Annotated in this window: 18 protein-coding genes and 1 tRNA gene; 10 read left to right on the top strand and 9 right to left on the bottom strand. The window is 62.1% G+C overall.

Annotated features, from left to right (window positions below):
- Positions 1–49: 49 nt before the first annotated feature.
- Positions 50–122 (bottom strand) — tRNA-His (locus DOS48_RS22565).
- Between the two features lie 149 nt (positions 123–271).
- Between DOS48_RS22565 and DOS48_RS22570 the strand changes: the two genes are divergently transcribed.
- From DOS48_RS22570 to DOS48_RS22590, 5 genes are all read left to right on the top strand, one after another.
- On the top strand, positions 272–727 hold the full coding sequence (locus tag DOS48_RS22570) for a DUF5814 domain-containing protein (RefSeq protein WP_127117872.1): 456 nt from the start codon (positions 272–274) through the stop codon (positions 725–727).
- 140 nt (positions 728–867) lie between these two features.
- A complete protein-coding gene (locus DOS48_RS22575) occupies positions 868–1761 on the top strand; it encodes a COX15/CtaA family protein (protein WP_127117873.1) in 894 nt (297 codons plus the stop codon).
- 194 nt (positions 1762–1955) lie between these two features.
- On the top strand, positions 1956–2780 hold the full coding sequence (locus DOS48_RS22580) for a basic amino acid ABC transporter substrate-binding protein (RefSeq protein WP_127117874.1): 825 nt from the start codon (positions 1956–1958) through the stop codon (positions 2778–2780).
- A 72-nt stretch (positions 2781–2852) separates the two neighbouring features.
- On the top strand, positions 2853–3686 hold the full coding sequence (locus DOS48_RS22585; RefSeq protein WP_127118880.1) for an amino acid ABC transporter permease: 834 nt from the start codon (positions 2853–2855) through the stop codon (positions 3684–3686).
- The gene (locus tag DOS48_RS22590; protein ID WP_127117875.1) at positions 3686–4414 is read left to right on the top strand and encodes an amino acid ABC transporter ATP-binding protein; all 729 of its coding nucleotides are present in this window, start codon (positions 3686–3688) and stop codon (positions 4412–4414) included. Before DOS48_RS22585 ends, DOS48_RS22590 begins: the two co-directional genes overlap by 1 nt.
- A gap of 168 nt (positions 4415–4582) precedes the next feature.
- Here the strand turns inward: DOS48_RS22590 and DOS48_RS22595 are convergent, their stop codons facing one another.
- From DOS48_RS22595 to DOS48_RS22620, 7 genes are all read right to left on the bottom strand, one after another.
- Positions 4583–6058 carry a replication factor C large subunit gene (locus tag DOS48_RS22595; RefSeq protein WP_127117876.1) on the bottom strand — a complete coding sequence of 492 codons (1476 nt, stop codon included), beginning with the start codon at positions 6056–6058 and terminating at the stop codon, positions 4583–4585.
- 134 nt (positions 6059–6192) lie between these two features.
- Positions 6193–7290: a DoxX family protein gene (locus DOS48_RS22600; RefSeq protein WP_127117877.1), complete on the bottom strand. Its 1098-nt coding sequence runs from the start codon at positions 7288–7290 to the stop codon at positions 6193–6195.
- A 244-nt stretch (positions 7291–7534) separates the two neighbouring features.
- Complete coding sequence (locus DOS48_RS22605) at positions 7535–8635, bottom strand: site-specific integrase (RefSeq protein WP_158283843.1); 1101 nt, start codon at positions 8633–8635, stop codon at positions 7535–7537.
- On the bottom strand, positions 8632–8760 hold the full coding sequence (locus tag DOS48_RS29555; RefSeq protein ID WP_256370850.1) for a hypothetical protein: 129 nt from the start codon (positions 8758–8760) through the stop codon (positions 8632–8634). Before DOS48_RS29555 ends, DOS48_RS22605 begins: the two co-directional genes overlap by 4 nt.
- The gene (locus DOS48_RS22610) at positions 8757–8921 is read right to left on the bottom strand and encodes a hypothetical protein (RefSeq protein WP_158283844.1); all 165 of its coding nucleotides are present in this window, start codon (positions 8919–8921) and stop codon (positions 8757–8759) included. The genes DOS48_RS29555 and DOS48_RS22610 overlap by 4 nt, the downstream gene beginning before the upstream one ends.
- A 112-nt stretch (positions 8922–9033) precedes the next feature.
- The gene (locus DOS48_RS22615) at positions 9034–9375 is read right to left on the bottom strand and encodes a PadR family transcriptional regulator (protein ID WP_127117879.1); all 342 of its coding nucleotides are present in this window, start codon (positions 9373–9375) and stop codon (positions 9034–9036) included.
- Positions 9368–9553, bottom strand: a complete 186-nt coding sequence (locus DOS48_RS22620; RefSeq protein WP_127117880.1) for a hypothetical protein — start codon at positions 9551–9553, stop codon at positions 9368–9370. The genes DOS48_RS22615 and DOS48_RS22620 overlap by 8 nt, the downstream gene beginning before the upstream one ends.
- A 228-nt stretch (positions 9554–9781) precedes the next feature.
- On the opposite strand from DOS48_RS22620, the gene DOS48_RS22625 reads away from it, so the two are divergent.
- The 5 genes from DOS48_RS22625 to DOS48_RS22645 all read left to right on the top strand — a co-directional run bounded on the left by DOS48_RS22625 (position 9782) and on the right by DOS48_RS22645 (position 12614).
- The gene (locus tag DOS48_RS22625; protein ID WP_127117881.1) at positions 9782–10123 is read left to right on the top strand and encodes a MarR family transcriptional regulator; all 342 of its coding nucleotides are present in this window, start codon (positions 9782–9784) and stop codon (positions 10121–10123) included.
- Between the two features lie 20 nt (positions 10124–10143).
- Positions 10144–10455, top strand: a complete 312-nt coding sequence (locus DOS48_RS22630) for a repressor phrH2 (protein WP_127117882.1) — start codon at positions 10144–10146, stop codon at positions 10453–10455.
- A 732-nt stretch (positions 10456–11187) separates the two neighbouring features.
- Entirely contained in the window at positions 11188–12078 is an 891-nt protein-coding gene (locus DOS48_RS22635) for a hypothetical protein (RefSeq protein WP_127117883.1), read from the top strand.
- Between the two features lie 51 nt (positions 12079–12129).
- On the top strand, positions 12130–12381 hold the full coding sequence (locus DOS48_RS22640; protein WP_127117884.1) for a hypothetical protein: 252 nt from the start codon (positions 12130–12132) through the stop codon (positions 12379–12381).
- A 92-nt stretch (positions 12382–12473) separates the two neighbouring features.
- Entirely contained in the window at positions 12474–12614 is a 141-nt protein-coding gene (locus DOS48_RS22645) for a hypothetical protein (protein WP_158283845.1), read from the top strand.
- A 35-nt stretch (positions 12615–12649) separates the two neighbouring features.
- On the opposite strand, the gene DOS48_RS22650 is transcribed toward DOS48_RS22645, so the two are convergent.
- Positions 12650–13228 (bottom strand): hypothetical protein, encoded by a 579-nt coding sequence (locus DOS48_RS22650; RefSeq protein ID WP_127117885.1) that lies wholly within the window; start codon positions 13226–13228, stop codon positions 12650–12652.
- Positions 13229–13238: the final 10 nt, after the last annotated feature.

Consider the following 13238-nt stretch of genomic DNA (forward strand, 5'->3'; position numbering starts at 1 on the left):
TGATTCAATCTCACCTTCCGTCCCTCTTCGTCACTACGTTCCTCAGAAGGTCCGGGTGCGAGAATCGAACCCGCGTCTCAGCCTCCACAAGGCTGAAGGATAGTCCACTACCCTAACCCGGACACGCGTCGACAACTATCCTGCTTTGATAAATAACCGTTACGACTCCCGGACGGGCGTGCGACGCGGTGTCGTCCGAGGACCTGCGCGTCGGCCGGCGCGTCGACGACCACGTCGTTTTTACTCTCGCCGGGCGTATCGCGAGCCACTCGTGGCGTTTACCGACAAGATATACGTCAAAAACCACCGGCAGCTCGCCTCCCAACTGGAGACGAACATCCCCAAGGGGGCCTTCGCCGGCGCCACCCTCGACATGCTGTTCACCGGCGACGGGCTCTCGAAGCTCGACTCGACGACGCAGGACCGAATCCTGGACTTCGCCGAGGACTTCCTCGATTGCGACTGTCAGGCGAACCCCTACTGCGGCTGTCCCGAGGAGAAGTTCATGCGGTACGTCCTCGAACTCCGCGCCGAGGGGCTCGGCCCGCAGGCCATCGTCGACGTGATGACCGACGACTACATGGTGTACGCGTACACCGGCGACGTGCTCTCGTTTCTCGACGACTCGGTGCGCCAGCTGGAGGCCGTCGAGACCCTCGCCGACGTCGAAGGCAACGAGGAGATGTCGGAGCGAGCACGGCGGGCGAAACGGGAGCTGTCCGGCTGATCGCGAACCGACGGGAGGGCCGTCGGGCGTCGCCCCCCGCGTTTGTTTATATACCCCCGCTACCGCCAACGGCGTGACCGGCTTCTCGGCTGCGTAGAGCGTCCGAACGGTCTAAGTGCACTCGCACCCGTATTCCGATAATGAGTCTTCGGCCCGCGTGGCTTACCTTCAGGCGGTACGCGGCGGCGACAACGGGGATGACGCTGACGCTGTTCGCGCTCGGTGTGTACACCGCAGCGACCGGCTCGGGACTGGCGTGTGAGGCCCAGTGGCCCCTCTGTTCCGACCAACTCATCCCCGCACTGACGATCAACCCGGACTTCATCGAGTGGTTCCACCGCGTCTGGGCGATGGTGACCGGCTTCCTCATCATCGGCCTCGCCGGATGGACGTGGACCGGCGACCGCGACCGGCGGACCCGGCTGGCGGCGACGCTCGCGGTCATGATCCTCCCGCTGCAGATCACCGTCGGCGCGATCACCGTCACGGTCGGCGGGCTCGTCCCCGGCGGCTACACCGTCTCGACGCACGCGGCCCACCTGATCGTGGCGCTGACTATCTTCACCCTCCTCGGATTGGCAACGATCTGGGGCGGGAGTCGCGGCTCCCCGCGCCTGCTCCGGGCGGCGATCGGTGTCGCGACGGTCGGCATCGTCGCCAGCGCGGTGTTTTCGCGCGCAGTTCCGTTCGTCACCTACGCGCCGGTCGCACAGGGCGGCTTCTACGTGACCGGCCTCGCGGGACACCTCGGGCTGGTGGCGACCATCGCGTACGCTACTGAGGCCGTTCGCACCGGGTACGCGGGGATCAGCCGTTCGACCGCGAGGACCGTTCGGCTGCTCGCCGCCGGCTCGATGGTCGCGTTGGTCGGAACGCTCCTCTTAGGGCGCGATCTGGTGTTGTACACCGCGTTCTGGGAGCAGGTCAACCTCGCGGCGCTCGGCGTCGCCGCCGCGCTCGCCGTGGGTGCCGTCGTCGCCCTCCGCGGCAGCGGTCGCAGCGAGCCGGCGTCGGAGCCGATCGGCGGCGACTGACCGCCCCCGGCGAACGTTAGCGGAGAGCGGGCCTTCTCTGCAGACACCTGCCTGCTCGCGGACACCTCTGCCGGCGTGGACCTGTACAGTATGCGGGCGCTCGATGCAGAGATGTTACAGTATTCGCACGAAATTCGCAAACAGTAACCGCACCAGCCGAAACGTTGAAGCCGCGATCAGCCAACTGGCCGTGTATGGCTAACAATCGGTCCGTCGATCGGAGATCGTATTTGACAGCGTGTGGCGCGGTCGGGCTGACCGCGCTGGCCGGCTGCTCGGGCGACGATGGCGGCGATGGGCAGGAGACGATAACGATCGGATCGGACATCCCGTACCCGCCGTTCGAGTACCGCACCGAGTCCGGCGAACTCACCGGCTTCGACGTCGACATCGCCGAGGCGGTGTTCGCCGACCAGCTCGGCTACGACTACGAGTTCCAGGAGACCGGCTTCGACGGGATCATCGCGTCGCTGAACAACGCGAACTTCCGGGTCATCATGAGCGCGATGACGATAAACGAAGAGCGCGCGGAGCGGGTCGACTTCTCGGACCCGTACTTCACCGCCTACCAGACCGTGCTGATTCTCGACGACGGCGAGATCGGCGAACTCGACGACCTCCGCGGAGAGACAGTCGGCGTGCAGCGCGGGACGACCGGCGAGGCGGCCGCGGAGAGCCTCCAGTCCGACTTCGACGGCGAGTTGACGATCCAGAGCTACGACCAGATCACCGGCGCGTTCGACGCGCTGCTCAACAACCAGGTGTCGGCCGTCATCAACGACAACACCGTGAGCGGCGAGTTCGCGTCGGAAAACGACGCGGTGGTCTTCCTGGAGGGCGACGGCGTCGCCGCCGACCGCGAGGACGCGCCGCCATACCTCACCCTCACCATCGAGGAGTACGGCATCGCCTTCCGGCAGGACGACGACGACTTCCGCGAGGAGGTCAACGGTGCCCTCGCGACGCTCCGCGAAGAGGGCACCTACGACGAGATCTACAGCGAGTACTTCAGCGCCTAAATCGACGTATTTCCCACGTACAAACACATGGCGACACAGACTGAGACGGAGTCGGACACCGGCGGGGTAATGATGCGCGATGGAGCCGTCAGACGCATCGGAGAGATAGCCGCCGCCGGCTTCGTGTTGGCGATCGGCGGGCTCCTCGTGTGGATTCTGGCGACGCAGGTCAACTACACGCTGCTCTCGTCGCCGCTCATCGCCGGGCGCTTCGCCGAGGCGTTCTTCCTGGTGATCCGGATCGTGGCCATCTCGAGTGTGTTGTCCGTGACGTTCGGGATCATGGTCGGGCTGGGCCGGATATCCACGTCGCCGATCACCGGTCGGATCGCGAAAGGCTACGTGGAGTTCTTCCGCGGCACGCCGCTGCTGTTCCAGCTGTTCGTGATCTTCTTCGGCATCCCGCGGCTGTGGGCGACGGGACAGTTCCCGTTCGAGAACTGGGCGGTGCCCGCCGCGATCATCGGACTGACGCTCAACCACGCCGCGTACGTCGGCGAGGCGGTACGCGGGGGTATCGACGCGGTGCCCGACGGACAGATGGAGGCCGCTCGGTCGCTTGGCATGTCGCGGGTGATGGCCCTGCGTGAGGTCGTGCTTCCGCAAGCGTGGCGCAACGCGCTGGCCGCCATCGGCAACGACCAGATCATCCTCGTCAAGGACACCTCGCTTCTGACGGTCATCGCCGTCCCCGAGATCATGAGCGTCTTCCGGAACATCAACAGCAACCAACTCGACCCCTGGACGCCGCTCGTGTGGGTCTGTGTCCTCTATCTCGCCATCACGATGTCGATGAGTCAACTGGTGAACGGACTCGAACGGCGCTCCGACTGGGGCTCCGACAGCAGCATGTTCGGTCGGTTCTCGCTGAGCTCCTCCGGCGGCTCCGACGGGGGTGACGACTGATGGCAGCGCCGATAATGGAGTTCGAGGGCGTAGACAAGTTCTTCGGCGACCAACAGGTGCTGTACGACATCGACCTCAGCGTCGACGAACAGGAGGTGGTGGTCGTGATCGGTCCCTCGGGCTCCGGTAAATCGACGCTCCTGCGGTGTGCGAACCGGCTCGAAACCATCCGCGGCGGAGAGATTCGGCTCGACGGCCGGTCGGTGGTGGACGCGAACGTCAACGAGATCCGCCAGCAGATCGGGATGGTGTTCCAGTCGTTCAACCTCTTCCCGCACAAGACGGCGTTGGAGAACGTCGCGCTCGGGCCGAGGAAGATCAAAGGCCTCTCCGAGGAGGCCGCGAACGAGCAGGCACACGAACTGCTCGGTCGGGTCGGCCTCGCCGCGGAGACCGGTTCGTATCCGGGCGCGCTTTCGGGCGGGCAACAGCAGCGCGTGGCGATCGCCCGCGCGCTCGCGATGGAGCCCAGAGTGATGCTGTTCGACGAGGTGACGAGCGCGCTCGACCCCGAACTCGTCGGCGAGGTCCTCGACGTGATCGAAGGCCTCGCCGCCGAAGGGATGACGATGATGCTCGTGACCCACGAGATGGGGTTCGCCCGCGAGGTCGCAGACCGGATCGTGTTGATGGCGGACGGCCGCGTCGTCGAACGCACCGAGGTCGACACGTTCTTCGACCGGCCGGAGACGGAGCGCGGCCAGCAGTTCCTCTCGCGGCTCCTTTAAAAACGGCAGCTGAAGGAGTTCCGCGGAGCCGACCGTCAGATGCTATTCGTCGAACGCAGGTTTAAACCGTATATAAATAAGCCGCGCGGTCACACGGTCTCCGCAGCGGCATCAGGCGAACGGTGTACCCGACGGCGGAGTCACTCGCCGTCCGCGGGACCACGCGCCTCACACGAAGTCGCTCAGCCCGGCCTGTCCGTCGTCCTCGGAATCGTCGTCGCCGGCTGGCTCGTCGGTGGCGTCGCGCTCGTCGCCAGCGGTCGACTCGTCGCGCTCCGCGCCGGCATCGTCGGCCGCATCGTCGATCGCTGCCGTCTGTCGTCCCCCGGCAAAGGCACCCTCGGCGTTGTCCTCCATCTGCTCGTCCCGAAGGTTCTGCGCGTCCTCGACGACTGATTCAACCTTGTTCGTCGACTCGCCAGAGCCGGTGACGAACGCGACTCCCGCTTCGTCGAGGTCGTAGGCGGCCGCCATCGCGATCGTCAGTTCGCGGGGCTTGCAGTGGTGGGTGATCGCTTTCAGGAACGGGAGCACTTCCCGGCGCGCGGTCGCGACGCTACAGCCGCTGGCGGCGGCAATCTGTCCGACGACTTCGTCGGCGGTCGCGTCCGAGGAACTCCAGAACTGCGGGCGGCCGTAGCGCGTCCACCCGCCCTTTGTCCCGTCGCGTGCGGCGGCGACGCCGGCAGCGGCGTTGTCGGTGGCGTAGCGCCAGTAGGTGTAGTTTTGCGTGGCGCGGACGCGGCCCAGCCACACGTCGGCGTTCGCGAGGAAGTCGTACGCCCGGACCTCCTCGCCCGAATCGTACACGTCGAGGACGTTGTTCTCGATCCACTTGGTGAGGTCGTCGGGCGTCTCGTCGACCGCGTACGCCGACTGCAGCGCCTCCTCTGCGGACTCCTCTTTTAATACCGCATCGAGAAACGGGAAGAGTCCGAGCGCCTTATCGCGGTCGCCGGTGACGACATCTTCGAGCGATATCGACGCTCGCCCCTCCGTCGCCGCCTGAAGATCGTTGATCGCGCCGCGGAGGTCGCCGCGGTTGCGCTCGGCGATGCGTTCGAGCGCGTCCGACTCGAACTCGATGTCCTCCCTCCGGCAGATATCCCGCAGAACGGGGACGATGGAGCGTGCAGAGACATCGCGGAACTCGATTTCTTGGGTGGCGCTCCGGAGCCCGCGGGCCATGTCGTAGTAGTCGTTCGCGATGAGGACGATGGGCTGGCCCGACTCCTTGACCAGTTTCGTTATCGCGCTCGCGCCGCCGCGGTCGTAGTTGCCGTGGATGTTGTCGGCCTCGTCTAAGATGACGAGCTGTCGGGAGGCGGTGTCGCCCCCGGCCGCGCCGCCGCCGGCCGCGCTCCCGCCGAGGGTGGCGTTGCGGGCGGCTCGGCCGGCGAACCGCTCGATGACGTCGGCGGTGCGTTGGTCGGAGGCGTTCAGTTCGACCGTCTCCCAGCCCATGTCGTTTGCGAGCGCGTGGGCCGCGCTCGTCTTCCCGACCCCCGGACTCCCGTGGAGGACGACGGCCTCGCGGTGGTCGTCCCACGAGCGTGCCCAGTCTGCGAACGCGTCGCGGGCCTTGTCGTTGCCGCGGACCTCCGAGAGCGTGCTCGGGCGGTACCGCTCGGTCCAATCGGCCATTACCGATGGAAGGAGCGAGCCGCGTTTAGTGGTTGCGGAGCGGGGCCTGCCTCGGGCGCCCGACGGTCCGGGCGTTTCCGGCGGCGAATCGTGGCCGGCCCGTCGACCGTGTGTCGGGTAGCCTCCGCGAACGCTCAGTCAGCCGCGAGGACCGTCTCGTTGTCGAGCGCGGGCCGGCCGACCAAGCGGTCGAACGAGAGCGGGCCGGACCCGAGGGTGAAGACGGCGGAGGCCATCCCGAACAGCGCGACGTGGGCGAGAACGGGGTCGTCCGGCAGGCCGAACAGCGTCGTCGTGAACAACACGAACGAGAGCGCGGCCGCGCCGCGGGTGAAGAACCCGGCGATGAGCGCGAGGCCGACCGCGATCTCCGTGACGCCGGCGCCGACGACCCATAGTCCCGGATCGACGGGGACGACCGACGTGAGGTCGTACTTCTCGACGACGAGCAGCGCCCTACCGGGGTCCGCGAGCTTCTCGATGAGCCCGAGGTAGACGAACGTGACGCCCATGCCGACGCGCAAGACCGTCGGGACGTATCGGCGCAGCGGGCCGACCACGGCGTCGAGCGACGACTTGAGGCGGTGAACCGGATCGATGCGGCCGTAGTACGAGCCCGGCGTACTCGCGACCGCGAGCAGCATGTCGTCGGCGCTCGGCCGACCGCCTCCGAGTATCGCGAGCGCGACCAACACCGGGACGTACTCCATCGCGATGACGACGCCGGGGGCGACCGCGAGGAGGACCCACGCGTACGTCAGCAGTCCCACCGTCGCGACGAGCCGCGTCGCGAGGCCGAAGAGGGTGAAAAAGCCCAGTCCGATGAACAACACCCGAAGGAACGGGCTCGCCCCGGTGTCGAACGCGAGCGTCGGCGCGAAGAGGTACCCCTGAAAGCCGGCGCCGACGAGCGGGAGCCCGATCGCGAGCCGGAGCATCCACGGGACGAGGTCGGCGTACCCGGCGAGCTTCTCTCGGAGGACGACCACGTCGGTGATCGTCGGCCGCACCCAGAGGTACACGGCGAGTCCGGCGACCGCGGCGAGTCCGGCGACCGCGAACACTGCGGCGTTTATCGGCTCGGCCAACACGTCGAGGGTGAACCGCACCGCGTCGATCGGGTCTCCCGTGTCGTCGGTGACGTAGTCGACGTGGGCCGCGACCGGACGCGCGACGAGGGTCCCGAGCAAGATCAGCGCGGTCAGGGCGGCTGGTCGAGGGCGGACGGACATACCTCTGCTACGGCCTGAACACACCTAACGCTGTTTCCTCATAGACGTTCGGTAGGAACTCTGAGAGGGTGGTTCTGTCTCGGGCCGCTCGCCGAAATCGAGAGACGAAACGGCGATGAAAATCGGCGTGTGAGAAGGTCGGAAACGCAGCGAGGCTCGACAGATTGGCTTCGCGTGAAAAGTTCGTATGGGACCGCTGAGCGGCCGTCATACGGGCTATTCGCTTCGCTTATCGCTTCGTTTATCATTGTAAATCCTCAAACTGTGTGCGTCGGTTCTCTAAGCGTTTCATCTCCGCACTGAAGTCGTAGTGCTGCCGCACGGTCTCCGGCGTCGCGTCGACGCGTTCGGCCACGTCCTCGACCGAGATCCCCTGCTCCCGCATGTTGGATATCGCCCCCGTCCGGATGCGGTGGGGCGAGTGGGTCGACGGACAGCCGCTCTCGTGGCCGTGTTCCAAGAACTCGCAATCGTCCGTGTCGCGGTCGTGGGGACAGCCGCCGATCAGGCAGGGCTGTGTCATCATGTACATCCACCGGCGGACACTCGCGTCCGTCGGGCGCCCCTGAACCGTCGTCACGAGCGGCTCGCGGCCCGCGTCGTCGGTCTTGTCGATCCGCTTCGTCTCGATGTAGTCGCGGAGTACCTGAACCTCCTCAGCCGTGAGCGAGACGACGCGCTGGCTCTTCAGGTGGTTCTTGAGCCGCGTTCCGGACTCCGGGCGGCTCACCATGTACAGGTGCGGGCCGATCTCGTCGGGGAGGTTCTCCGGCTCCTCGCCGATCTCCCGCAGGCGCTCTTCCTTGAGATCGCCGTCGAGCGAGAGGTCTCGGAGGTCGATCGCTCGGAGGTCGCTGTAGCGGAACGCGAAGCGCCACATCAGGAGCATGACGACGTGGTCGCGGCTCGCGTACTCGAAGCGCTCCAGATGCGCGAGGATCTCCCGAGCCCGAGCCGGGGCGATCTTCTCCGTGTTGGTCTGCTCGTCGGCCGTCGCCGTCGGCTTGAGCAGTTGGACCTTGTCGGGCATCTCCGGCTCGGTCGCTTCGATCGCGACCAGGAACTCGAAGAACTTCTTGAGCGTCCCGAACTCGTTGTTCAGCGTCGTCTTGTTACACGACTCCTGTCGGTGTGCGAGGTACTCCTGGAGCGTCCGGCCGTCGACGTCGTTGATGTTCAGGATCTCCTCGGCTTCGAGCCAGCGCACGAGGCGCATCAGGCGGTCGCGGTAGCTCCGGAGCGTCTGCTCGGTGCTGTCCGTTTCCCGCTTCGAGAGGAAGCGGTCGACCGCCGACCGGGGCGGTATCGGACGGAGCCCGTCCCCGCTTTCGGCGCCGAGGCTCACGAGCCGAGCCCCCGCGTGGCCACCCGGTCCGACGTGCGACAGCCGCAGCCCGGACAGGTGTTCCCGTTGACGAACCGATCGACGAGGATCCCGCAGTTCCGGCAGCGCCACAGCTTCCGGCTCACGGCGCGACCACCTCCCCCCGGAGGAATCGCTCGGGCGCGATGCCCGCCTGTCGGCGGGCCATGTCCACGGCGGCCGCGTCGGTCGCGAGCACGCTCGCCTCGACGCGTTCGAGGCGCGTGCCCTCGGGCGTCAGCAGCCGGACGGTCGCGCGGCGGATCACCGCCAACCCTCCGCGGCCTGCCGCAGGCTCACGTCGTCGAGGCGGCCCGCCAGCACGTCGCGGGCGTCGAAGCCCGCTCGGTCGCGGGCGGGCTCAGCGCGGCGCTCGCGCGTCATGCGTCGCCCTCGCTCACGGTCTCGGTCTCGCCGGCGGTCCACGCGTCGTGTTTCGCGAGAGCGTCGCGGGCCGCGTCGGTGAGCGCGTAGTCGTTCGTCCGGCGATTGCGCTCGGTCTTCTCGATCAGTCCCTTCTCGACGAGCTGGTCAAGGTTGGGGTAGAGGCGGCCGTGGCTCACGTCGACGCCGTAGTACGCCTCCAGTCCGGCGCGGATCGCGGTTCCCTTGCGGTGGTCCTCGCGATCGAGTGTTCGAAGAATATCCCGCTGGAACGCGGTGAGACCGGCGAGCCCGTCCGGCTCGTCGTCGTCGCGTTCGTCGGCGATGACGCTACGCATCGCGCACCTCCACGTCGCGGCGCTCGGCGAGCGGCTTCGCCGCACAGTCGGCGCACAGGTGGCGTTTCACCTGCGCGCAGAACCCGTCGGCCGGGTCGCCGCAGATCTCGCAGCCGCCGTCGTTGTGTCCGCTCGGTTCCTCGGTCGTCGCGCAGGGCTTATGCCCCGCAGTTGCCATCGTCAGCATGGTTCTGTGGTTTCAGCACAGAACCCGACCCGGCCGGGCGTTGCACCGCCGCGGCCGGGATCCTACATTTTCTCACACTGCCGAGAGTCTCTCACTCGGGCTCCGTGGCTACACCAAGTGAGCGATATAACTTATAGTTTATCGTGCCTACCCTGATTTGTTCTCTGAACATCTTATTATTATCCAATGTAATAGATACTAGCACCTCCATGGTCCGATATGAGATATTCTGGTGACTGGATGACCCTCGTCGACGATCGTATTCTAGAATATCTTCACGAGAATGAGACAGGCTCCCCGAAGAAGATGAAAGACGAAGGTCCAATTCGATATTCCGACGCGTACATCGGTAGACGCTGTAAGCGCTTGGCGGAGGAAGGGCTTGTCCGACATCTAGGCAACGCCGTGTATACGATTACTGACGACGGTGAGGCCTATCTAGACGGTCGGCTCGACACCGAAGACTGGCGCTACATTGAGGACGACGCCGACGACGTAAGCGTGGACAGCACGACCGATCGGGAGCCCGGAAACTCGCCCGCAAACGGAGGGCCGATGTGATGCGGTTGTCTGCCCCGTGGATGGAGCAGGTCGACGAACGGATCCTCGAACGCCTCGCTGAGCGCGACCGCGACGCGTGGGAGCTAGCGATCGACCTCGACGGCGCCGTCTCTGCCGGACGTGTGAGAGAGCGCCTCCACGTCCTCGCTGATGTCGAGTTTGTTGAGCCCTACGAGCGGCAGATAACCGAGGATCGGTCGGAGAAGTACTGGTCGATCTCGACGTGGGGGACGCTCTACCTCGCCGGTGAAGTCGATCCGAACCTCGACATACCGACACCGAGTCCGCGGCCTAGTTATGCGACGCGACCAGGAGAGTGGGCGGGGTTTTGACAAAACGTGACTCTCAATAGTACCGCAGTTGCGTTTCGAATCTTAGAGATTGTCTCGTTGTTACTTCCGTTAGTATTAATTCTTTTTCAGATCACCATTAGAAATCATCTGGAAGATAGAGTCAAAACTCTCGACTTTTCTCAGGTCGCAATTCTCCTATCGATAGGGAGCGCAGTAGTACTACTGGTAGTTGCTGGAATCGACGCGATCAATCTGTTATTAGGAAAGCAGTATTCTGAGCAATTGGGCCGTAGCCTCAAGTTTATTCGACTAGCACTCTGGGTGCTTATTTTGCCTATCGCTCTTTTCTTACTTTCTGCTATTTTTGACGTTTACCGTCAATCAGACCATGAAAACATGACCGATTGGGTACGTCAGATTTTGAGTACCAAGCCCTCTTTTTCAGAATCCCAGACAGATACAGACGAACAAAACGAAGGATCGTAAACAGGCAAATGAGACCAATTTAGACACCACATCTTTTGAAGACCAGCCGGGTAACTCTCCGGTATCGTGGGAACCTTGAGAATTACTGGTTGATCGCAACGCGTGGCTTCGGACACCCTGTAATTTCGTTGGTGTCAATTTTATTCGCCTGTCTTCCGCCCCTCGACAGATGTATGCGATGCCTCCCAGTTGGTGGTGGGACTCAAGTCATCCTCTAAACGAGACTCGGAACAGCGTGACAACAATCCGAACAAATTAGTACCGATAATTCAAACCGGATTATGAATGACTTCTACGGTTACTCCGAGCGGGCTTGACGGAGACGATCTTATCAAACATCTTCAAATTGGTCTAGATACTAAGCACGAACTTCGACGTGAAGCTGACGAGAGTGGTTCTGTAGTTCTTGATCTATCTAGCGCAAACTGGTTTGCTCCGACGTTCCTAACTCCGGTCTCCGTTGTTTATAATCAGTTAGTAGCCGAGGGCTATGATATCACAGTGCGATACCCAGATAGTTATCAGGTAAAGCGATATCTGAAAATGATTGACTTCCCAGAGGGTACTCCGGATCCTCCAGATCGCTACAGGAATACACTACCTCTCTGTTCAATGAATACAAGCAGAGACGCGGATGCGGTTGATATTGTCTCAGAAAAGATGGGGCAGCTGCTCAAAGACCAGTTCCTCTCTGATTCGGATATTGACCAAGTGATGTGGCTGAAATACCCTTTCAGCGAGACGATCGACAATGTGGATACCCACTCTAAATGTGACTTTGGCGCTCTTCTCATTCAGAACTATCCTTCAAAGAATTTCTTTGATTTCTGTATCGCTGATGACGGAATCAGCATTCCAGGGAACTTCGAAGAACACAACATCACCTTCCCTTCAGATGACGAAGCGAATAGAATGGCAATGGAAGATGGGTACTCAACCCGGCAGACTGACGACGGTAGGCGAGGATTCGGTCTGAGAACGACTGTGGAGATGGTTTGTGACGGTCTGATGGGCGAGGTTCTAATATCTTCCCGAGACTCGACTCTATCCAGATACAGAAATAATAAAATCACACGAGAGATCAAAAGTCGCTCGTGGAGTGGGACAATATTCGCAGCAAGGCTCCATCCGCCTAGTGATGATTTCTCTTATATAGAGTATTTAATGCCAGATTAAAAACCCAAACTGATTTATGCCATCTCGTATGAATGTAGGTTGGGAAGGCCAATGAGCGACATATACAAGGTGGAACAGGAATCGATCCACCTCCGTCGGCAGGCCAAAGAGATGGTAGACAACGCGGCTGAAGAAGGCTATTCTACCATCGATCTGTCCGCTGTCGAGTTTGTCAGTCGCTCGGTTGCTGACGAACTTATCCACAGGTCCGAACAACATGATGTCGAACTTGCCGGCCTCGAAGGCGATGTCGACATGATGATCGAAGCCGTTTCGGGACAGCTGCGACAGACCGCTGATTGAGCGGAAACTGAGGTTCGTTGTTTTTCGAACTCCCTAGTCGCTACACTGAGGTCCCCACAAAATATATCTTGGTACGGCTACCAGTCAACCGTATGTCAGGAAAAGAAGTTGGTGGAATTATGGGCCTATTGGCTCTGTACTTCGTTTTCGACCTCTTCATCTGGAATGGCGGAATATTGAATCCGAGTATCCTATCTCGGATCGCGAATGTTGGGGTAATTACCCCGTTCTGAATCCCTGAAGGGGAAATGGCCCGATCAGTAGAGAGTCAGCAAATATCCACGACCTCAACAGGTCCTTCCATCACGATCTCCAGTTTCGGCTGTGCCGTCAGAGTTCCTTTCCAGTACTCCTGAATACCCTTCTGGCTATCCAGAAGGGACATATCGTGGAGTTCAAAATCTGATGGAACGACCTTATAAACTGGAACATTATCGTCACCAAATGTATCAATTACACCCCCACTTGGCCATGCGAAGTACGATTGTAGTCGAGAGTGCTTTTTAGGGAACCGCTCGCGACGAGTGCGTTCCGCGAGCCATTCGTTGATCCCGTTTTTGACGTGTAGATACTGGCACTCACTGCCTGAAACAGGAGTTGGTATCCGTTTGTAGGCATACTGTAGGTAGTATTCCCGATTGTGGTCAATCTCGTAGAATGGGTGGAAGTAACGAGACCCGTGCGCGGATAGACCCTCTTGAAAGTCCTCGCGCACTTGGCCCTCATACTGAGAATCAACAGTGTGGGTTTCATCCGCTCTGTAGATCGTCAGATCCCAGTTGATATCCAGCGTATCTCCTACCGATAAGTCTCCTCGACGGTCAACGTGGTAAAATGGCGGTTCCATATCGATAGCG

The organism is Halorubrum sp. PV6, assembly GCF_003990725.2.
In the GTDB taxonomy this organism is placed as follows: Archaea; Halobacteriota; Halobacteria; order Halobacteriales; family Haloferacaceae; genus Halorubrum.

Coding starts and splice junctions, on each gene's coding strand:
- DOS48_RS22615 (WP_127117879.1), bottom strand. CDS start 9,375: ATGCGTAGCGTCATCGCCGACGAACGCGACGACGACGAGCCGGACGGG.
- DOS48_RS22635 (WP_127117883.1), top strand. CDS start 11,188: ATGACTTCTACGGTTACTCCGAGCGGGCTTGACGGAGACGATCTTATC.
- DOS48_RS22595 (WP_127117876.1), bottom strand. CDS start 6,058: ATGGCCGATTGGACCGAGCGGTACCGCCCGAGCACGCTCTCGGAGGTC.
- DOS48_RS22580 (WP_127117874.1), top strand. CDS start 1,956: ATGGCTAACAATCGGTCCGTCGATCGGAGATCGTATTTGACAGCGTGT.
- DOS48_RS22585 (WP_127118880.1), top strand. CDS start 2,853: ATGCGCGATGGAGCCGTCAGACGCATCGGAGAGATAGCCGCCGCCGGC.
- DOS48_RS22645 (WP_158283845.1), top strand. CDS start 12,474: ATGTCAGGAAAAGAAGTTGGTGGAATTATGGGCCTATTGGCTCTGTAC.
- DOS48_RS22630 (WP_127117882.1), top strand. CDS start 10,144: ATGGAGCAGGTCGACGAACGGATCCTCGAACGCCTCGCTGAGCGCGAC.
- DOS48_RS22600 (WP_127117877.1), bottom strand. CDS start 7,290: ATGTCCGTCCGCCCTCGACCAGCCGCCCTGACCGCGCTGATCTTGCTC.
- DOS48_RS22640 (WP_127117884.1), top strand. CDS start 12,130: ATGAGCGACATATACAAGGTGGAACAGGAATCGATCCACCTCCGTCGG.
- DOS48_RS22620 (WP_127117880.1), bottom strand. CDS start 9,553: ATGGCAACTGCGGGGCATAAGCCCTGCGCGACGACCGAGGAACCGAGC.
- DOS48_RS22625 (WP_127117881.1), top strand. CDS start 9,782: ATGAGATATTCTGGTGACTGGATGACCCTCGTCGACGATCGTATTCTA.
- DOS48_RS22650 (WP_127117885.1), bottom strand. CDS start 13,228: ATGGAACCGCCATTTTACCACGTTGACCGTCGAGGAGACTTATCGGTA.
- DOS48_RS22590 (WP_127117875.1), top strand. CDS start 3,686: ATGGCAGCGCCGATAATGGAGTTCGAGGGCGTAGACAAGTTCTTCGGC.
- DOS48_RS22575 (WP_127117873.1), top strand. CDS start 868: ATGAGTCTTCGGCCCGCGTGGCTTACCTTCAGGCGGTACGCGGCGGCG.